The organism is Micromonospora sp. WMMA1947 (genome assembly GCF_027497355.1).
Classification (GTDB): Bacteria; Actinomycetota; Actinomycetes; order Mycobacteriales; family Micromonosporaceae; genus Micromonospora.
Window position 1 is genome coordinate 838,161 of record NZ_CP114909.1, and the last position, 17,995, is coordinate 856,155.

Below are 17,995 nucleotides of genomic sequence, written 5' to 3' on the forward strand. Positions count from 1 at the left end.
GGTCAGGAACGACGGAGGAATCGCAGGTGAAACGATGGACCTTCACCGCAGTCGCGTCGGTTGTGTCATCGGTCTCGTCCTGCTGCCGTTCGGTCTCTGCACGGTCTTGTCCGGCTTGGACGACAGCACCTTTCGGTTGATCTCGGGGTTGGTCGTCGGCGCGCTCATGCTGCTCGGCGGCGTCGCGGGCATCGTCGAGGCGGTCCGGCCGTTCCGGTTCCACATCAGCTTCGAAGGCGTGACCGTCCGGACAGCCGAGCTGAACCGGCTGCTGCCCTGGGAGGAGATCGAACACCTGATCCTGTACCAGCCACCTCCGGTTCTGTCCGAGAAGAGGATGCCGTCGCCGTTGCTGCTGCTCGTACCCGCCGCCACGTCGGCCCTCGACGTTCCACTGACACACCGCAGCCCGTTGGACGACAGGCCCTGCGTGGTCCTGCTCGAAGTGCACGACGTCCGGGAGAAGACGGACCAGGTAGCCGACGCCCTCGCCCGGTACGGCGGCAGCCGTTTCATCGACCACCGCCAGATCGTCCGGCAGCGTTTCGACTCAGCCGACTTCCCGATCGAAGCGCGCGGATACGACAGGGATGCCGTCGACGCCCTCGTGCAGAAGGGCCGGGAGGCGCTGCGGTCGGAGGATCACCTGCTGCGCCTCGCAACGAAGGTACAGGTCGAGCGGGCCCTGCTCGAGTTGCCGCTCGTCGCCCACGGCTACTACCGCACCCAAGTCGACGCGTTCCTGCGGGACCTGTCCGCCGCGTTGGCACGGTTCGAGGAGGGCGACGAGGAGCCCGGCTGACGTGCCCGCACCCGCTCGCGGGCCCTTCGTACCCGAAGGGCTCGCGGCGTTCGCGAGCGGACGCCTACGGCTTGCGGGCGAGTAGCCCGACGAAGGTGTGGTAGGTGTCGGTCTGCTGCTGGGCGGGCGCGTCCGGGTCGGGACGCCACTCGGCCAGCGGCACCAGGCCCGGCTCCAGCACCGTCAGCCCGTCGGCGAAGGCGAGGATCTCCTCGTCGGTACGCCAGCGGCCGGTGCCCAGCGACTCGTTGAACACCCGCTCGACCTCGCGGGCCTTGCGGGAGCCCTCCGGATCCCGCTCACCCGGGTCGCGGAAGTGCGAGATCGCGACATAGCTGCCCGACGGCAGCGCGTCGATCAGTGCCGCCGCCACCGATCGCGGGTCCTCGTCGTCGCCGATGTGGTGCAGGATCGCGAACAGCAGGAGCCCGATCGGACGGTCGAAGTCGAGGAACCGGCGGACGTCCGGGTCGTTGAGGATCTCCTCCGGCTCCCGGATGTCGGCCTGGATCACCGTCGCGGTGCCCTCCGCGGCGAGCAGCGCCCGCCCGTGTGCCAGAACGATCGGGTCGTTGTCCACGTACACGACGCGGGCGGCCGGGTTGTGCTCGATGGCGACCTCGTGCACGTTGCCCTGGGTCGGCAGCCCCGACCCGATGTCGAGGAACTGGTCGATGCCCGCCTCGGTCACGAGGTAGCGGATCACCCGGCGCAGGAAGGCCCGGTTCGCCTGACCGGCGGCCGGCCCGTCCGGCGTGATCCGCAGGGCGTGCTCGGCGACCTTCCGGTCGACCTCGAAGTTGTCCTTGCCGCCCAGGAAGTAGTCGTAGACCCGGGCCACGCTGGGAACGGTGACGTCGATTCCGGGCGGTGCGGCCTTGTCGCGGGTCACTGGCGTCTCCAGACTCCGTGGGCGGTTCCGGGTGTTTCGGGGAGTGTAGCGACCGTACAGGGTGGACCGTCACCCCGTTTGGGACCGCTCCCAGCGGACGAGCCCGTCACCAGGACGTTCACCGGCCGACACGCCGAAGCGCGCTGACCGCCGCCCGGACCAGGTTCAAGGCACGGACCCCTCTTGACCAATTCGCCAGTAGCGCAGGCCCTTCTCGACAACGCGCCGGGTAAGACTGTGGGGCATGAGTGAAGCGCCGGTGCTCTACCTCGTCGTCTGCGCCGCGCCACCGGCCCAGCGGATCGGCGAACTCGCCGACCTGCTGATGGCCGACGGCTGGAGGATCTGCGTGATCGCCACCCCGATCGCCGCGAGCTGGCTCGACTGCGACGCGCTCGCCGAACAAACCGGATATCCGGTACGCGCGCAGTGGCGTCGACCCGGCGATCCCGAGCCGCACCCGCCGGCCGATGGCGCCGCAGTCGTGCCCGCCACGTTCAATACGCTGAACAAGTGGGCGACCGGGGCGAGCGACACGCTGGCGCTGGGAATCATCAACGAGCTGCTCGGCACCGGCGTGCCGATACATGTCTTCCCCCGGGTGAAGGCAACGCTTGCCGCGCACCCCGCCTACGGGCCGAACCTGCGGCGGTTGCGCGATGCGGGAGTAGTGGTACACGACGCCGATGTGCTGAGGACACCGGACGAGATGACGCCGAGCCACTGGGCGGCGGTGGTCGACGTGTTGCGCGCGGCCCGAACCGGCGCCTGACAGGAGCGGGGGCACCTGGCGATTGAAGCGGAACGCAGCGCCAGAGGAGCGCTTCTTTCGTCTCGGGTCGTTGCCTTCGCCCGGAGTGTCGAGGAGCCGGCAGACCTGGTGGTGCCGCACCGACGAGTATCGATTGGCGGTGAGGTCCCCAGGTGTCCAGCACTCCGCCCGACGTACACGGGCCTCAGCGCAGCTCCGTTACCCACACGCCCCGCCGTGACCATCTCGTAGTCCGCAGCGCCCACCGCCGGGCAGCCGCACGTCACACCAGACCCGGTACCGCAGGTGCTGCGCGTCCTCCTCGCTGAGCGTCGTCTCACCGAAGTCGACGACATCCAGGTGCCCGAGCGACCGGGCGAGCGCGGCGGCCAGCTCGACGGCGGCGTCCCGGCCGGCCAGCGTGGTCGGCAGGTGGACGATCCAGCGCGGCTCAGTCATCGTGGCCGCGCCGCCGGCAGCCGTTGTGGCGGGACTGCCACTGCCGCAAGGCCTGGCGAATCCGCTCCGACTCGGTCCGCGCCGTGGTCAGCTCCCGGTGCAGGCGGTCCATCTCGTCGGCGACCCGGCACAGGTAGTCGTGCACCTGCGCCGGGTCCAGCCCACGCCAGCGGGTGTCGAAGACGGCGCTGCGCACCTGGTACGCCTGCACCCGCTCGCCGGTCACGTAGATCACGACGCCGCCGTCCCGGCCGCCATGGCCTCGTCGGGCAGCCCGGCCGCGGCGAGCGTCGCCCTCCCCCACCGGGCCAGCCGGCAGGGGTACGGGACGCGCTCGCTGCGGCACAGCGGTCCCTGCGGCCAGTGCTCGGGCACGTGTACGCGCACGGCCAGCGCGGCGACGAGCAGTTCCTCGTCGGTGACCGGGGTGAGGACGGGAAAGTCGGCGAGTACGGCGGACATCGGCAGGCGCCTCCGGGTCGGGTCTCGTGGAGTGGCGCCGGGGCGGGCGGGGACGGCGGGAGCCGCGATCGGGGGACGCGGTGCCGCCGGAGCCCAGCACCCGCCCCGGGCCATGCGCTGACCATCAGTCCTTCTCCGCAGGAGGCGCATGCCCTGATGATCGTGGCCGCCATGCACATCCCGCATACGCTCGGTCACCCTTACGAAACGTGGAGCCATATGCACGGCACGTATACCGGGCCGCTCCGGAGCGGGTTGAATGGCTAGGCTCGACTTCGGACACAGGTTCTCCGCGAACGGCGAGGTTGCCGGTGACACCTGCGAACTGCCCCCGCTGCGGCGGCCGCCTGGCGCGCGACAACAGCACGGGGCGCTGCGCGCCCTGCCAGGCCGCCGAACGCGACCGCCTCAGCACGCCGCCCAGGGTGCCCGACTCGTTCTGGGACCATGAACCGGTACGGACGGCGCTGGCCCGGCGGCATCTCGGGCAGGTGATCCGGGCGTACCGCCACCACCCGTACCACGGGCGGAGCCCGCTGCCGCAGAGCGTGGTCGCGGGGTGGCTGGGGATCACGCAGGCACAGTTGAGCCGGATCGAGAACGGTCCCGCACTGGTGCATCTCGACCGGCTGACGCATTGGGCGACCGTGCTCCGCATCCCGCCGAGGTCTCTCTGGTTCTCAGTCGGTCCAGACTCCCCGGTCAGCGCTCCGGCCGACGGGATCCGCGCAACACCAGACCGGGGCCGACGAACCCTTCTGGCCGGCATCGCTGCGGTGTCGGCAGGAGCTGGGCTGGTCGGGGTCGCTGAGCAGCCCCGGCCCCGGCGTATCGGCAGTGCGGACGTCTCTCGGCTGAACGCGGTCCTGGAGCTCTACCGGTCGGTCGACTACGAATGCGGTGGCGGCCTGCTATATCGGGAGGTCGCGCGGTTCGCGGAGTCGGTATACGGAATGCTCGACTGGTCACACGCGCCCGGGCTGACACCCCGCCTGGTCGCGGCGGTTGCGGCGGCGCGTCAGTTGGCCGGCTGGACCGCGCTGGACGCCGGACGGCACGCGGACGCTCAGCGGCATTTCGCCGCCGGCGAGCGGGCCGCGATCTCCGCTGACGATGCCCCGCTGGCGGCCCTGATCCGCTACTCGCAGGCCAAGCAGCTACAGCACCTTCGACACAATCAGGATGCCCTGGCCGCGCTGAGGCTGGCCCACTCAAAGCTGGGGTCCCGGGCAACCCCGGCCGTGAAGGCGCTGCTCCGGGGCGCGGAGGCAGCCTCGACAGCCGCGCTCGGCGACCACCGCCACGCGCTGAGCCTTCTCGGTCAGGCGAGTGATCAGTTCGAGCGGGTGGATCCCGAGCGTGAACCGACCTGGATGGCCTTCTACGATCGTGGCGAGCTGCTAGCCCAGTACGGCCGCGTGTACCGCGACATGGCCCGGCAGGCCGGAACGCACGCCGCACAGGCGGTGCGGAGCGTCGAGGAGGCGATCGTCGCTTTCGGCCCGGCGAACGTCCGCAGCATGGTCCTGAACGAGGTCGGCTTGTGCAGCGCGCTCTTCCTCACCGATGAGCCCGAGCGGGCGGTCGCTGTCGGCACGCGCGTGGTCGAGCAGTCGCGTGCGCTGAGTTCCAGTCGAGTGGTTGATCGAGTAATCAACCTGCGCCGCGATCTCGGACGGCACCGCCGCCTTCCCGTCGTTGCCGAATTCGAACGGACGCTCATCGCACGAGCTGCGGCCACGGCATGAGCGGACGGTTCTCGGAAGAAGCGATGACCCGCGCCATGCGGGAGATCGCCGGCGGCCTCGACGTGCCAGCCGACGACGCTCGGCTCCTGCGGCTGACCAACAACGCCGTGTTCGCGCTGCCGGCATCCGGGCTTGTCATCCGCATCGCGCGGACGCACCGGCTCCGGGACCGGATGACGAAGGTCGTTCACCTCGCGCGATGGTTCGCCGAGCTGGACGCGCCCACGATCCGGCTGGCGCCTGGCGTGCCGCAGCCAGTGGCGGTCGGTGACTTGGTTGCCTCGGTGTGGACTTACGTGGCACCCGCCGCGCCTACCCCGACGGTCGATGACCTCGGCTCGGTGCTGCGGCGGTTTCATGCGCTCGGACCCCCACCCTTCCCACTGGCCACCTGGGATCCGATCGGGGATGCGCGTCGACGCCTGGCGGATGCCGACGGGTTGGGCGCAGAGGACCACGACTACCTGGTGACGTGGTGCGACCGCTTGGAGCCGCAGGTCGCCGATCTCAACCGGCGCGCGGAGCAGTCGCTCATCCACGGGGACGCACACGTCGGCAACCTGCTCCGGGAGGCATCGGGCGGCATCCTGCTCTGCGACTTCGACGCCACTTGTCTTGGGCCTTGGCAGGTGGACCTGGCAGCGGTCGCTGTGGGCGGGGCCCGCTTCGGAAAGACCGGGGCGCATCGGGCGCTCGCCAAGGCGTACGGGTACGACGTGATGTCCGACCGCAACTGGCCGCTTCTGCGGGAAGCCCGCGAGCTCAAAATGATCGCTGCTGCCACGCCGCTTCTCGCGAGTTCGGCGAGCGTCGCGGCCGAATTTGCCAAGCGATTGCAGTCAGTTTCGCAAGGCGAGCACGGTCTACGTTGGAAGCCATTCGCCGATCTCGTCTGAGAGCCTCTCGGCGAGCGACTGCCGCCCCGGTGGGATCCTGTGCTTGTGCTGGAGAATCTGCGACCACAGCACCAGACCGCAGCGGAGACCGAGGGTCTGGTGGAGCAGCTTGTGGACGTGTACCTCGATGCGCACCCCGACGACGGCCCGCGCTACACGGCCGAGCGGTGCGAACAGCAGCGCGCCGCACACATGCCCCGGGGAAGCTGGGGGCTGGTGACGGCCTACGTCGATGACGAGTTGGTCGGCTACGTCTACGGCTTCCCGCTCGGATCCGATACGCGTTGGTGGGACGGCATCCACGAACCGGTACCGGACGGCTTCATGGACGAAGACGGGCAACGGACTTACGCGGTCTGCGAACTGGTGGTGCGGCGATCGTGGCAACGCCGGGGTATCGCGAGGGCGCGCCACGATCGGCTCCTGAGCACCCGGCGGGAAGAGAGGGCCACGCTGCTCGTACGACCCGACCACACTGCCGCCCAGCAGGCGTATGACTCCTGGGGTTGGCGATCGGCCGGGTGGCTCCAGCCGACACGCGAGGGCGCGCCTCTGTTCGAGGTCCGCACGAAGGTACTCACGTTGCGCTCCTAGAGCCTTCAGAACACAAGCAGGAGTGCCTCTTCCAGCCTGTGACGCCATGCCATAAGTCGCCGCGGTCGGGCCGGCCTACGTGGTTCCCGATCACTAGCCGTTCAGTGGAAGGAGGGCCGTGGTTGGCATGACAGTATGTCGATCATGGCAGATGCGGCTCTCGACCTCCGCCTTCGCAAAGCAGCTGCTGCTTGGCTGAACGAACGAGCACAGCGCCAACAGGAACTGGCGACGAAGGCAGAGCTGGCGCAGTTCATCTTCGAAGGCCGACGAGTCGCTCTCCTGGATCCACAGCGCGGTATCCGTAAGCCTGCGTTTCTTGATGCAGCGCTGTCCATCCGCACAACGTTTACCCCGCCGTGCCACCCACCGCCTTACGAGGACCGAGAGGGACCGGACGGGCTCCTCCGATACAAGTATCGTGGAGACGACCCCAACCACCATGAGAATATCGCGTTGCGTCGCGCGTACGAACAGCGTCTACCACTGATCTGGTTCGTTGGCATCGCACCTGCTCTCTACCTGCCGCGGTATCCGGTGTGGCTGATCGCGGACGAACCGGAACAACTGCAGTTCGCGGTTGCGCTTGACGAGGCACAGCGCTTGATCCAGCCGGGAAGCGCATTCGATACGGACAGGCGAAGGTACGTCGAACGTCTGACGAAGCTGCGTCTTCACCAGCCGGTTTTCCGAGCCAGGGTGATACAGGCCTATGGGACGACCTGCGCGATCTGCCGGCTGCGCCACCGGTCGCTGCTGGACGCTGCCCACATCATCCCTGACGGCCAACCGGCGGGCGATCCGATCGTGCCCAACGGCCTAGCCCTCTGCAAGATTCATCACGCGGCGTTCGATCAGAACATCATTGGAATCCGACCCGACCACCGAGTCGAGGTGCGTCCCGACATCCTGAAGGAAGTCGATGGACCGATGCTGCGTCATGGAATCCAGGAAATGCATGGATGCCAGATTGCACTGCCTAAGGAGCGCTCTGCTCATCCCCATCGTCAAAGGCTTGAGGCACGCTACGAGAAGTTTCGGGCGGCCGCCTAGAAGATCGCCTGTTAACTGGGCTCTGTCGGCCGGGCTGACGCTGGCCAGACCCGGGAAAGCAGCACCGCGATCCCACCCGCGAGCACCCCGACCATCGTCCCGGTGACCAGGCTCGACATGACCGCCGCACCCCGCACCAACGCTTCCCGCGCCCCCGGCTCCAGCCCGGCCAGCCCCGGCGCGTTCATCCCCAGCGACGAGTCCCAGAACACCTGGTGCCCGACCGCCAGGAACACCCCGTACAGCGCCCCGATCACCACTGTCGTCAGGAACGGGCGCGGCGGCCGTCGCCACAGCACGGCGGCCACCCAGCACAGCGGCGGTCCGACCGCCAGCAGCGCGGCCACGACAGTGCCCTCCGGCACCACGTCCAGGTCGTGCAGTGCCACGCGCGGGGCGGCCGGCGCGGCCAGCGCGACGAGCGCCGGCCAGGAGAACCCGAGGGTACGGCGACCCGCGCTCATCGGGTCACCTCCGCCGGCCCGGAGTCCGGTGCCGAAGCGAGTGCCGACTGCGGAACGGACGCGGTCGAACGCACGAATCTCAGCAACGCGACGAACGCCAGCACGGCCGTCACCGCGCCTCCGGCGAAACGCACCCAGTGGCCGGCGACGAACTCGGCCGCGACCTGACGCAGGTACTCCGGCGAGTGCGTCCCCACCGGGTCCACGAACATGATCTCGTTGCGCGGCCAGAAGAAGACAGCGGAGAACAGGAACTCGCAGACGACGAAGACGGCTGTGGCTCCGGCGACCCACCAGCGCAGCCGCCGGTCGCGCCAGGTGAGCAGCGTCGCGGCGACGCTGCTCAGGATCACCGACGCGCCGAGCGGCGGGAAGTAGTCGTGCGGGCCGCCGTGGACGAGGAACTCGCGGGCCCGGTCGAGCGAGGCGGGCGCGTCGTTGAAGACGTTCGGGTAGAGCATCACGGTTTCGGCGGCGACCCCGCCGAACGACATCATCGACGCCCAGACCATCACAATAAGGGCGAACCAGGTCAGTCTTGTGCGTACCACGAGGGTTATCCTCACGTTTCGGGGACGCCATCGACGCTAGGTCGGCCGTCCTCGGCCGTCGTCCGCGTGGCCGCGCGACCGGATGTCGCTTCTCGGCGTACGCCTCGGGGTCGTCCCTGACGCCTGCGGACGACAGCGGTGAGGGTCCGCGCGGACCTAGGCTCGAAGGCGTGCCCGACACCTCACCCACCCGCGCCGATGTGCTGCTCGCGGCGGCCACGCTCGGCCTGGTCGTGGTGGCCGTGGCGGCCGACCGGCCCTCGCCCGGCAGCGCGGCGCTCGCGGTCGTGGTCGGCGCGGTGCTCGGCGGGCTGGTGCTGTGCGCCAGGCGGTGGCCGCTGCCGGCGCTGCTGGCCACGGCGATCGTGATCCTCGGGTACTACGCGCTGGACCTGCCGCCCGTAGGGGTGGCCGCCCCGGCCGCGGCCGTCCTCTACCGGGCGTCCGAGCGCGGGCGTGTCGTCCCGGCCGCCGTCGTGGCCGGGAGCCTGCTGGCCGTCTCGGTGGCCGCCCGGCTGGCCGAGGGGGACGACATCGCGGTCGTGGTGGGTACGGAACTCGGCTCCGAGGCGGCGCTGCTGCTCGCCGTCCTCGCCCTCGGTGACGCGGTACGCAACCGCCGGTCGCTGCGGGCGGCGCTGGTCCGGCAGGCGGTCGCGGCGGACGAGGAGCGGCACCGGGAGGCGACCCGTCAGGTCGAGGCGGAACGGCTGCGCATCGCCCGGGAGGTGCACGACACGCTCGGGCACACCATGTCGGTGATCACGTTGCAGTCCGCAGTCGCCGGGGAGGCGCTCGCCGACGGCGATCCGGCGCAGGCGGAGAGCGCGCTCGCAGCGATCCGGTCGGTGAGCGGCAGCGCGATGGCGGAGTTGCGGGCGACGCTCGGCACGCTGCGCCGTGAGCCCGGGCCCCGGGAACCGGTCCCCGGCTTCGACCGGCTCCCGGCGCTGGTGGACGGCGTTCGCCGGGGTGGGCTGGCGGTCGACCTGCGGGTCGAGGGTCCGGTGGACACGCTGCCCGCGGTGGTGGGCAGCACCGTCTACCGGGTCGTGCAGGAGGCGTTGACGAACGTCCTGCGCCACGCCGACGCCACCCGGGTCTCCGTGACGGTTCGCGCCACGCCCGGCCGGCTCGCGCTGGAGGTGGTGGACGACGGCCGCGGCGGCCCGCCCGCCGGGGACGGGGCGGGCCAAGGCTTGCGCGGCATGGCTGAGCGCGTGGCCCTGCTCGGGGGCACCGTCGAAACCGGCACGAGCGGCGGCTTCCGCGTATCGGTCCGCCTGCCGCTGACGGGAGCCGCCGCGTGAACCCGATCCGTGTCGTCCTCGTCGACGACCAGCACCTGGTGCGTACCGGCCTGCGCGCGCTGCTCGACCGGGCGGCGGACATCGAGGTGGTGGGTGAGGCCGGTGACGGCGGCAGCGGCCTCTCGGTGGTACGGGAGCAGCGGCCCGACATCGTGCTGATGGACGTCCGGATGCCCGGCGGGGACGGGCTGGCGGCGACCCGGCGGATCCTGACCGACCCGACGCTGGACGGCGTCCAGGTCGTCATGCTCACCACGTTCGACGACGACGAGTACCTGTTCGAGGCGATCCGCGCCGGGGCGGCGGGTTTCCTGCTCAAGGACACCCCGCCGGACGCGCTGCGGGACGCGGTCCGGACCGTGGCCGGTGGCGACGCGCTGCTCTCCCCCGCGGTCACCCGGCGGGTGCTCGCCGCGGCGGCCCGCTCACCGGTGGCCGACCCGGCGCGGCTGGCCGGACTGACCGCACGGGAACGGGACGTACTCGCGCAGGTGGGCGCCGGACGGTCCAACACCGAGATCGGGCAGGCGTTGTTCCTGAGCCCGGACACCGCCCGCACCTACGTGAGCCGCCTGTTGCAGAAGCTGAACGCCCGCGACCGGGCACAGCTCGTCGTCATCGCGTACGAGAGCGGGCTGATCCGCCCCGGCGAGGGCTGAGCCGCGTCGGGGCGGGCCGCAGTCAGACCGGCGTCGCGTCCGCCGATTCAGGCGCCGCGTGCCGGCCGCCACCACCGCCGTTGCGCCGCTCGTCGCCGTGCCCCGGCCACCACGCCTTGTGGCCGATCAGCCCAGTCAGCGCCGGTACGAAGAACATCGACATGACGAACGCGGACAGCACGATCCCGATCGCCACCGCGAAGCCCATCTGCTGGAGGAACGAGATCGGCGCGAGCATCAGCACCCCGAACGTACCGGCCAGGATGAGCCCGGCGGCGGCGACCGTCGGGCCGGCGTGTTCCACGCCGATCGCGGCGGCTTCGTGCGGTTCGTGGCCCTCGCGCGCCTCCTCGCGTAGTCGGGCGATCATCAGAATGTTGTAGTCGGTGCCGATCGCCACCACGAACAGGTACAGGATGATCGGCAGCTGGAACGTCACGCCCGGGTTGCCCTGGAGCCCCTGGAACACGTAGACGGTGGCACCGAGCGTGGCGGCGAAGTTGAGCAGCACCGCGATCACCAGGTAGACCGGCGCGACGAGGCTGCGCAGCAGCAGCGCCAGGATGATCGCGATCAGGAGCGCGGCGGCCGGGAGGATCACCGACAGGTCCCTGTTGTTCGCCGAGTTGATGTCCGCGAAGATCGCGGTGGCGCCGCCGACGAGCGCCTTGGTGCCGGGCGGAGCCGCCTCGTGCACCGCGTCCCGCAGGTCGTCGCGGACCAGCGTGATCGCCTCGTTGGACATCGGGTTCTCGTCGAGCAGCAGGTTGATCCGGGCGACGCTCGGGTCGGTGGGGCTGCGCTCCGGCGGCTGCGCCTGCCCGACGCCGGGCGCGCGCGCCGCTGCGGCGGCGAAGTCGTTCACCTGCTGGTCGGTGAGCGGGCTGCCGTTGCCGGTGGTCAGGTAGACCTCGGTGGGCGCGAGCGCCCCGGCGGCGAACCCGCGCTGGAGGTCCTGGGCGGCCCGCGCCGACTCGGTGTCCTGCGGGAATCCGGCGCTGAAGTCGTAGTCGGCCTTGTAGCCGAGCACCCCGGCGGCGAGCGCCACGAGCAGCACACCGGAGGCGGCGGCCACGACGGCCGGACGGCGGCCGACGACGGCGCCGAGCCGCCGGGACAGCGTCGCCTTGGGCGGACGCTGCCACGCCTTTGACGGCCAGAACACCCACCGGCCGAGCAGCGATACGAGCGCCGGGATCAGCGTCAGCGAGGTGACGAGCATGACGCCGACGGCGATGGCGAGCGCCGGGCCGAGCGAGCCGAAGAAGCCGAGCGAGGCGAGCAGCAGCACCAGGAACGCCACGATCACCGCACCGGCTGCGGAGGTGATGACCTCGCCGACCCGCTGCACCGAGACGATCATCGCGGTGCGCTTGTCGTCGCCGGCGCGCAGCCGTTCCCGGTAGCGGAACAGCAGGAACAGGATGTAGTCGGTGCCGATGCCGAACAGCACGATCAGCAGGATGGTCTGCAGGTCCTGGCTGACGTTGAGGTCGAACGCCTTGCCGGCGGCGGCGACCAGCCCGGTGGTGACGGACATGACGACGCTGATCACCACCACCGGCAGCAGCGCGGCGATCGGGCTGCGGAAGATGATCAGGATCAGTCCGATGATGAGGACGATGGTGGCGACACCGACGACCGCGAACGCCTCGTTGAACGTGTCCTCGTTGTCGACGAAGCTCGCCACGTCGCCTGCCACCCCGGCGGTCAGGCCGCTGCCGGCCAGGTCCGGGCCGAGGGCGGCGCGCAGGTCGCGTACCGCGTCGAGCAGGCGTGGGTCGTCGGGGCTGTCGGCGTCGAGACCGACGGTGACCACCTGCACCGACTTGTCCGGCGCGACGGCCTGCGGGCCGGTCAGGTAGCCGGAGGTCTGCGGGATGTTCCGGGCCTTGAGCGCGGTGGCGAGCTGACCCACGCGCGCCTCGTCGGCCGCTGTGAGCGGCTTGCCGTCGCTGCGTTTGACCACGACGGTGGCGGTGGCGGTGGCGGCCTGCGGGAACGACTTCGCGGCCAGCTCGGTGGCCTGCACCGACTCGTAGGTGCGCGGCAGGAAGCTCTCCTGGTCCGCGGAGGTGATGTCGCTCAGCGAAGGACTGGCGGCGATGATCGCGATCGCGGCGACGACCCAGCCGCCGATCACCCACCAGGCCTTGCCCACGACGAATCTGCCCAGGCGCTCGAACATCGTTTCCCCCGTGTGTTCGGCTGTGTCGCACGCGATCCTACGCTGTGTGAGCAATCCCTTTCGGACGGCTCGCGGACTTTCGTCGATGATCCGGGTGGTCGAGGATCGACAGATGAGCGTGCGGCTGCCCGGTCCCGGAGTGCTGACGGCCTGGTTGGCGGCGACCGTCCCGGCCCCACTCGTGGTCTACGAGTGGACCCACAGGTGGGAGGAGGAGCAGCCGGTCTCCACCGCGCTGTGGTGGCCCGTGCTCGCGTCGCCGGCGCTCGCCGCCGTGCTGGCGGCCCGCCAACCCCGGCGCGCCGCCGCTGCCGTCGGCGTGTCCACGCTGGTCACGACCGTGCTTCTTGCGGTGTCACTGGCCTTCTTCCGGTGGGTCGTGCCGCTGACCGGCGAGGCCCTCTGGGGGCGGGCAATGCTCGGCGGCGCGGCGCTCGCGGTGGCCGGGGCGCTGATCGGGTACGCCGTCGGCGGGCGCCTGCCCCGCCGGGCCGGCCCGGCGTCGCGGCGCGGCTATCTGATCGGCGGGTTCGCCGTCGTGTTCGGCGCGCTGCTGGCGCAGTCCGCGGTACGGCTCGGCGCCGAGGACAGCACGATCGGAGAACCCCCTCGGGAGTACGGCGGCGTCGGCCCGTACGCGACGTCTGCGAGCCGGTTCACGGCGCCTGCGGCCGGGGCGTACGCGATCTTCGCGCTGGGTTTCTCCCCGGTGGACCCGGACTGCCGCCTCACCGGCGGCGGCTCGCGGGTCCAGGCGGCCGAGCCGGTCTCCGTCCCGCCGGGCGGCTACGGCAGCGACGCCGCCGTCTATTCCTGGGTGGCGACAGTGCGGGTGCCGACTCCCGGTGCGTGGACGCTCGACTGCCGCACGGACGACCCGGAGGCGTCCTACGTGGTGGGTGACGTGCCGCAGATCAGGGGCGCGGTAGGCGAGATGATCCACTGGCCGGCGGGCGTGATCTGGCTGCTCGGCACGGTGCCCGGCCTGCTGGTCGTCGCGGACACCGCCCGGCGGAGACGAGCTACTTGCCGCCTTCCGAGGTGAGGCCCTGCCAACCGTCGGCGCCGGTCACCGTCGGATTCGGCAGCGAATAATGGCTGATACTGGCCGCGTCCGCCTCTCTGATCCGGTCCACCAGTGCGTAGACGATCGCATTGAGCGCAAGGTGCTGCGCTCGGGTGGTCACCACGGTCATGTCCACGATGTCACTGTCTGGCACTTCTGCCCGTCGCACGACAAGACGCCCGTCGCCCCACTCCTCGTTCTGCTCCAAGCCGCACCTCCGTCAATCCGTGCCGTTAGTTGAATGGCCAGGCTCAACGTGCTTGTTGGCCACCGCTCGCTCCTGTGCCTTCAGGTAATACCTCGTGGCTTGCTGGCGCTGCCGAATCAGGAAGGTCGCGAGGACCAACGCCAGGAAGGACAGCCCCAACCAGAGGACGTCGCTATGGATCTTGTGTGGAAGCCCGGCCAGGCTCAGGGCAACCTCGGTCGGCAGGCGTTTCGCGGCGTCGAGCACGTACAGCAGCACGCCTGCGAACGAAAGTAACATCACCGACTGAAGGCCGAAGTACGCAATGAGCGAAGCGCGGCCGACCCGCTCCTGGTCGAGTCCTCGGCCCAAGGCGCCTGCAACAAACGCCGGCAGCGCCAGCACGAGCGCGGGCAGACCGACGGCAGCCGCTGCGTTGTCCAGACCAGCGCGGGACAGCGTGAAGAAGAGAAGAACGATAGCGGTCAGCGTGGCGAGAGTCGCTGCGTTGCCTAGTGCGCCCGGCGGAATCTCTCGCAGGTAGACGATCGATTTGAAGTCCCAGGACACGCGCTCGCCAGGGGCGATGGACCTCAGGTCACCCCAGCGCCCGTGTCGGCGGACGTACAGATGCGCCACGGGGCGAGCCTGCTCGTGGTGGAGCCGGACATACTGTTGAAACCCATTGATCTTGAAATGGCGTTGACGAAGTATGTCTCGCCCACCCAACACCTCGAGATGATGACTGAAGACATAGCAACCCGCCGGGGCAAGCAGTTCAAAATGGTAGCTGTCTGCTTGTAGCGCTCGCGTCATCGGTACGTCGAGCGTAAATGGCGCCAAGCCGAAACGAGCCCTCAGCTTCTCATACGGGCTGACATGCATCCTTTCGGGCGAATAGAGGGAGCTGTAGGTGACCAGGACGTTCATCGTCTCCGGAACCGGCACCTCGCCGACCACAACGTAACTCTTGGCGAGCACCTTACAGATGTCGAGAATTTTGTCTCGCCAGACCGGGGAGATCTCCTCGCTGAGGCCAGTGATCTGCTTCAGCGCATCCTGAACCTCTTCCCATGCTGATTTGGGGGCATCCGTCGGTCTCGTCCCGCCGACTCCGACCGGAGCCGCAGCAGGCCGGCAGATCGCCACGATGACCCGGGCCATGATGTCCCGGTCAGATTTCCTGAGTGCGGGGGAGCTGAGATGTTGACCCGTCTCCTGCCAAGCCAGCAGAAAGAGGGACTCGATCGCGAGCGCGGTGAGGCCGCGAACTTCCCGTTGGGAAAGAACAGGGATGGTCTCCCCTTTCGCGTCCGTGGCGCTCACTAGGTCGAATAGCAACCCCTTCCGCGCAGTCACCAGGGGGATCAGTACACCGGTCGAACCTCGTCCACTTCGTTCGCCGCCCTCCGCTGCCGTCGAACGGGGATCGGCGCCGACGTGCTCGGGCGAACCGGTTTCGTCGCTGTAGTTGGGTCGACGGGCCGGCTGCGGCAAGTCGATCCGATATTGCAGCGTCGTCCTGACACGGAGCATCCGCCCGCTCGGCTCGACCTCGTCGTGGACCCTCGCCAGCGAGCGTGGCGGATCGAGCAAGAGATTGATGAAGCAGGCGATCGCATATGGGTCGTAGTTGCGGGCGACATAACTCGCGGCCTCCTGTATCTCCTCCCGGCTCGGGGATTCAGCGACGGGCGCGCCGGGTGCCATTGCTTTGAGATTGGGATTTTCCCGCAGCAGCGCCAGCGCCAGGCCGGCGCCCGCCGCCAGGGCTCCGAAAATGATATGCACAGCCAGGTTCGCCCACGGAAACTCCACCAGCGCCATGAAGAGAAACAGCAGGAGGAGCGCTGTCACCGCCAAGAAGGCAAGTCGCTTAGGCAGCATGCCGAATCCCTCGGATCGGCTGACCTCCGGAAGATCTGATGCCATAGGCCACGCTCCCCGGTTTTCGGCACCTGGAGGCCCTGACCGGCCACCGAGTGCAGTTCACCTCTGCGGTCTTATGCACTTCCGTACGTCCATAGTGCCAACCACTACATAAATGTCAACGGACGCTTCGGTCCGTCCTGCAGGCACAGCGGGGAGGCGCGCCCGTTTCAACCCGCCTGGTCGGGATTGACAAGGGACATTGGCTCCTTCACGCCCGCCCGCGCGCTGTCGCGTATGCGACAGCACCGGAGCGGATGGATCTGCGGTTCCGGTGCCCGGGGGAAGTGTCGTAGAGAGCCCGTAGCCTGGGGCGGTCAACGACGATCGCAGGGAGGCGACGTGCTCGACCACTTCTCCGTAGCGGTGCGCGATCTGGCGGCCAGCGGCGCCTTCTACGACGCCGTGCTGGCTCCGCTGGGCGGGCGCCGGCTCATGGAGCCCGGCCCGATCGGCTACGGCGTCGACAAGCCCGACTTCTGGGTGGAGCCCGCCCCGGCCGCTGCCACGCCGGTGCCGGTGCACATCGCGTTCACCGCCGCCGACCGCCCCACGGTGCGGGCGTTCCACGACGCGGCGGTGGCGGCCGGCGCGGAGGTGCTGCACGCGCCGAAGGAGTGGCCGGAATACCACGCCGGCTACTACGGCGCGTTCGTCCGCGACCCGGACGGCAACAACGTCGAGGCGGTCTGCCACCGTCCGGAGTGAGTCCGGTTGCGTCGGCGATGCAGGATGGGCCGGTGGAGATCGAACCGGTCGAGCACGCTCCGGAACGCGCCATCCGCCTCGCCTGGCTGGGCCAGCGCTGGCACGACCTCACCTTCCTGCACTGGGCGGTCCCGCCGGAACGGGTGGCGCCGCTGCTGCCCGCGGGCACCCGGCCGGACACGTTCGACGGGCTCACCTACGTCGGGCTGATCGGGTTTCAGATGGTCGGGCTGGGGCTCGGGCGTGGTCCGGGCGTGCCCTACTTCGGCACCTTCTGGGAGACGAACGTCCGGCTCTACTCGGTCGACGGCTCGGGGCGGCGCGCTGTCGTGTTCCGCTCGCTCGACGCGTCGCGGCTGGTGCCCGTGCTGGTGGCGCAGCTGAGCCTGCGCCTGCCGTACAAGTGGTCGGCGATGCGGCTGGACCGTTCCGGTGACACGCTCACCTACCGGTGCCGCCGCCGCTGGCCCGGTCCGCCGGGCGCGACGAGCCGGATGACGGTCCGCGTCGGGGCGCCCGTTCCCGAGCCGACGCCGCTGGAGCACTTCCTCACCGCACGCTGGGGCCTGCACACCCGCGCGTACGGCCGCACCCTGCACGTGCCGAACTGGCATCCACAGTGGCCGCTGCACCGTGCCGAACTGCTGCACCTGGACGACGAACTGGTCACCGCCGGGGGCCTGCCGGCACCGGACGGGCCGCCGGTGAGCGTGCTCTACTCCCCCGGCGTCCCCGTCGTCTTCGGCAACCCCACGTCGGCCCGATGACGCCACCCTGATCGACGCCAGATCGGCGGAGTGGCGGCATCCGGCGCACCGGGACACCGCCACCTCCCCGATGTGGCGGCGGCACGTCCGCGCGGCGCCGAGGCGAGCGCGGTCAGCGCAGCGGGTCGTGGGTGCCGTGCGGCACGTCGGGGCGGCATCGGCGTACCCGGTCGGCGGCCATCCGACCGCCCACCGCCAGCCCGTACCGCTCGACGGCGGCGAGTCCGTACGCGCTGCACGTCGGCGTGTAGCGGCAGGTCGCCGGCCAGCGGTGCGACAGCCAGCGCCGGTAGCCGAGGATGGCGGCCCGGCCGGCCCGGTCCACGGCGGGCCGGCGCACGAGGCCGGCGGTCACCGAGCCGAGGGTGAGCAGCATCGAGAAGAGGCCCAGGTCGCAGCAGCCCGGCCCGTCACAGGTGGGCACGTCGCAGTTGCACCAGTCCCGGCTCTTCTTCTTGTTGTGGTGCCGCTTCCGAAAGATCACCACGTCATGATGCGACACGCCTGCC

The 17,995-nt window shown here is 70.0% G+C and carries 21 protein-coding genes; 11 read left to right on the top strand and 10 right to left on the bottom strand.

Annotated features, from left to right (window positions below; translation table 11 throughout):
* Positions 1–34: 34 nt before the first annotated feature.
* A complete protein-coding gene (locus O7604_RS03975; protein WP_281578886.1) occupies positions 35–802 on the top strand; it encodes a hypothetical protein in 768 nt (255 codons plus the stop codon).
* 64 nt (positions 803–866) lie between these two features.
* Here O7604_RS03975 and O7604_RS03980 read toward each other — a convergent pair whose 3' ends face one another.
* Positions 867–1,694 (bottom strand): SAM-dependent methyltransferase, encoded by an 828-nt coding sequence (locus O7604_RS03980; RefSeq protein ID WP_269701880.1) that lies wholly within the window; start codon positions 1,692–1,694, stop codon positions 867–869.
* Between the two features lie 259 nt (positions 1,695–1,953).
* On the opposite strand from O7604_RS03980, the gene O7604_RS03985 reads away from it, so the two are divergent.
* On the top strand, positions 1,954–2,466 hold the full coding sequence (locus O7604_RS03985) for a flavoprotein (RefSeq protein ID WP_281578887.1): 513 nt from the start codon (positions 1,954–1,956) through the stop codon (positions 2,464–2,466).
* 198 nt (positions 2,467–2,664) lie between these two features.
* On the opposite strand, the gene O7604_RS03990 is transcribed toward O7604_RS03985, so the two are convergent.
* The 3 genes from O7604_RS03990 to O7604_RS04000 are packed head-to-tail and all read right to left on the bottom strand — an operon-like array spanning position 2,665 to position 3,366.
* Positions 2,665–2,904, bottom strand: coding sequence for a hypothetical protein (locus O7604_RS03990; protein WP_269701884.1), 240 nt, complete (start codon positions 2,902–2,904; stop codon positions 2,665–2,667).
* Positions 2,897–3,139: a DivIVA domain-containing protein gene (locus O7604_RS03995; protein WP_269701885.1), complete on the bottom strand. Its 243-nt coding sequence runs from the start codon at positions 3,137–3,139 to the stop codon at positions 2,897–2,899. Before O7604_RS03995 ends, O7604_RS03990 begins: the two co-directional genes overlap by 8 nt.
* Complete coding sequence (locus O7604_RS04000) at positions 3,136–3,366, bottom strand: hypothetical protein (protein WP_281578888.1); 231 nt, start codon at positions 3,364–3,366, stop codon at positions 3,136–3,138. The genes O7604_RS03995 and O7604_RS04000 overlap by 4 nt, the downstream gene beginning before the upstream one ends.
* Before the next feature lie 425 nt (positions 3,367–3,791).
* Between O7604_RS04000 and O7604_RS04005 the strand changes: the two genes are divergently transcribed.
* The 4 genes from O7604_RS04005 to O7604_RS04020 all read left to right on the top strand — a co-directional run bounded on the left by O7604_RS04005 (position 3,792) and on the right by O7604_RS04020 (position 7,657).
* Positions 3,792–5,114, top strand: a complete 1,323-nt coding sequence (locus O7604_RS04005) for a helix-turn-helix transcriptional regulator (RefSeq protein WP_281578889.1) — start codon at positions 3,792–3,794, stop codon at positions 5,112–5,114.
* Positions 5,111–6,010, top strand: coding sequence for an aminoglycoside phosphotransferase family protein (locus O7604_RS04010; protein ID WP_281578890.1), 900 nt, complete (start codon positions 5,111–5,113; stop codon positions 6,008–6,010). The genes O7604_RS04005 and O7604_RS04010 overlap by 4 nt, the downstream gene beginning before the upstream one ends.
* A gap of 45 nt (positions 6,011–6,055) precedes the next feature.
* A complete protein-coding gene (locus tag O7604_RS04015) occupies positions 6,056–6,604 on the top strand; it encodes a GNAT family N-acetyltransferase (protein WP_281578891.1) in 549 nt (182 codons plus the stop codon).
* 135 nt (positions 6,605–6,739) lie between these two features.
* Positions 6,740–7,657, top strand: a complete 918-nt coding sequence (locus tag O7604_RS04020; RefSeq protein ID WP_281578892.1) for an HNH endonuclease — start codon at positions 6,740–6,742, stop codon at positions 7,655–7,657.
* A gap of 11 nt (positions 7,658–7,668) precedes the next feature.
* Here O7604_RS04020 and O7604_RS04025 read toward each other — a convergent pair whose 3' ends face one another.
* Together O7604_RS04025 and O7604_RS04030 are read right to left on the bottom strand one after the other, a co-directional pair.
* Complete coding sequence (locus O7604_RS04025; protein WP_281578893.1) at positions 7,669–8,121, bottom strand: hypothetical protein; 453 nt, start codon at positions 8,119–8,121, stop codon at positions 7,669–7,671.
* Positions 8,118–8,672, bottom strand: a complete 555-nt coding sequence (locus tag O7604_RS04030; protein WP_281578894.1) for a DUF1772 domain-containing protein — start codon at positions 8,670–8,672, stop codon at positions 8,118–8,120. Before O7604_RS04030 ends, O7604_RS04025 begins: the two co-directional genes overlap by 4 nt.
* 170 nt (positions 8,673–8,842) lie before the next feature.
* Between O7604_RS04030 and O7604_RS04035 the strand changes: the two genes are divergently transcribed.
* Together O7604_RS04035 and O7604_RS04040 are read left to right on the top strand one after the other, a co-directional pair.
* Complete coding sequence (locus O7604_RS04035; RefSeq protein WP_281578895.1) at positions 8,843–9,982, top strand: sensor histidine kinase; 1,140 nt, start codon at positions 8,843–8,845, stop codon at positions 9,980–9,982.
* Entirely contained in the window at positions 9,979–10,641 is a 663-nt protein-coding gene (locus O7604_RS04040) for a response regulator transcription factor (protein WP_269701910.1), read from the top strand. Before O7604_RS04035 ends, O7604_RS04040 begins: the two co-directional genes overlap by 4 nt.
* A 22-nt stretch (positions 10,642–10,663) precedes the next feature.
* Here the strand turns inward: O7604_RS04040 and O7604_RS04045 are convergent, their stop codons facing one another.
* On the bottom strand, positions 10,664–12,829 hold the full coding sequence (locus tag O7604_RS04045; RefSeq protein WP_281578896.1) for an MMPL family transporter: 2,166 nt from the start codon (positions 12,827–12,829) through the stop codon (positions 10,664–10,666).
* A 112-nt stretch (positions 12,830–12,941) separates the two neighbouring features.
* Between O7604_RS04045 and O7604_RS04050 the strand changes: the two genes are divergently transcribed.
* Positions 12,942–13,874, top strand: a complete 933-nt coding sequence (locus O7604_RS04050; protein ID WP_281578897.1) for a hypothetical protein — start codon at positions 12,942–12,944, stop codon at positions 13,872–13,874.
* On the opposite strand, the gene O7604_RS04055 is transcribed toward O7604_RS04050, so the two are convergent.
* Together O7604_RS04055 and O7604_RS04060 are read right to left on the bottom strand one after the other, a co-directional pair.
* Positions 13,852–14,103 (bottom strand): hypothetical protein, encoded by a 252-nt coding sequence (locus O7604_RS04055; protein ID WP_194799485.1) that lies wholly within the window; start codon positions 14,101–14,103, stop codon positions 13,852–13,854. The two genes, O7604_RS04050 and O7604_RS04055, sit on opposite strands and share 23 nt — an antisense overlap.
* A gap of 12 nt (positions 14,104–14,115) precedes the next feature.
* Entirely contained in the window at positions 14,116–15,969 is a 1,854-nt protein-coding gene (locus tag O7604_RS04060; RefSeq protein ID WP_269701914.1) for a hypothetical protein, read from the bottom strand.
* A 384-nt stretch (positions 15,970–16,353) separates the two neighbouring features.
* Between O7604_RS04060 and O7604_RS04065 the strand changes: the two genes are divergently transcribed.
* The gene (locus tag O7604_RS04065) at positions 16,354–16,719 is read left to right on the top strand and encodes a VOC family protein (RefSeq protein ID WP_281578898.1); all 366 of its coding nucleotides are present in this window, start codon (positions 16,354–16,356) and stop codon (positions 16,717–16,719) included.
* A 32-nt stretch (positions 16,720–16,751) separates the two neighbouring features.
* Positions 16,752–17,486, top strand: a complete 735-nt coding sequence (locus tag O7604_RS04070; RefSeq protein WP_281578899.1) for a DUF2071 domain-containing protein — start codon at positions 16,752–16,754, stop codon at positions 17,484–17,486.
* A gap of 112 nt (positions 17,487–17,598) precedes the next feature.
* Here O7604_RS04070 and yidD read toward each other — a convergent pair whose 3' ends face one another.
* A complete protein-coding gene (gene yidD, locus O7604_RS04075) occupies positions 17,599–17,970 on the bottom strand; it encodes a membrane protein insertion efficiency factor YidD (RefSeq protein WP_269701919.1) in 372 nt (123 codons plus the stop codon).
* Between the last annotated feature and the right edge of the window lie 25 nt (positions 17,971–17,995).

Excerpts from the sequence above, each read along its gene's own strand:
- O7604_RS04045 (WP_281578896.1), bottom strand. The coding sequence starts at position 12,829 with ATGTTCGAGCGCCTGGGCAGATTCGTCGTGGGCAAGGCCTGGTGGGTG.
- O7604_RS04050 (WP_281578897.1), top strand. The coding sequence starts at position 12,942 with ATGAGCGTGCGGCTGCCCGGTCCCGGAGTGCTGACGGCCTGGTTGGCG.
- O7604_RS03975 (WP_281578886.1), top strand. The coding sequence starts at position 35 with ATGGACCTTCACCGCAGTCGCGTCGGTTGTGTCATCGGTCTCGTCCTG.
- O7604_RS04010 (WP_281578890.1), top strand. The coding sequence starts at position 5,111 with ATGAGCGGACGGTTCTCGGAAGAAGCGATGACCCGCGCCATGCGGGAG.
- O7604_RS04060 (WP_269701914.1), bottom strand. The coding sequence starts at position 15,969 with ATGCTGCCTAAGCGACTTGCCTTCTTGGCGGTGACAGCGCTCCTCCTG.
- O7604_RS04025 (WP_281578893.1), bottom strand. The coding sequence starts at position 8,121 with ATGAGCGCGGGTCGCCGTACCCTCGGGTTCTCCTGGCCGGCGCTCGTC.
- O7604_RS04020 (WP_281578892.1), top strand. The coding sequence starts at position 6,740 with ATGTCGATCATGGCAGATGCGGCTCTCGACCTCCGCCTTCGCAAAGCA.
- O7604_RS04000 (WP_281578888.1), bottom strand. The coding sequence starts at position 3,366 with ATGTCCGCCGTACTCGCCGACTTTCCCGTCCTCACCCCGGTCACCGAC.
- O7604_RS03990 (WP_269701884.1), bottom strand. The coding sequence starts at position 2,904 with ATGACTGAGCCGCGCTGGATCGTCCACCTGCCGACCACGCTGGCCGGC.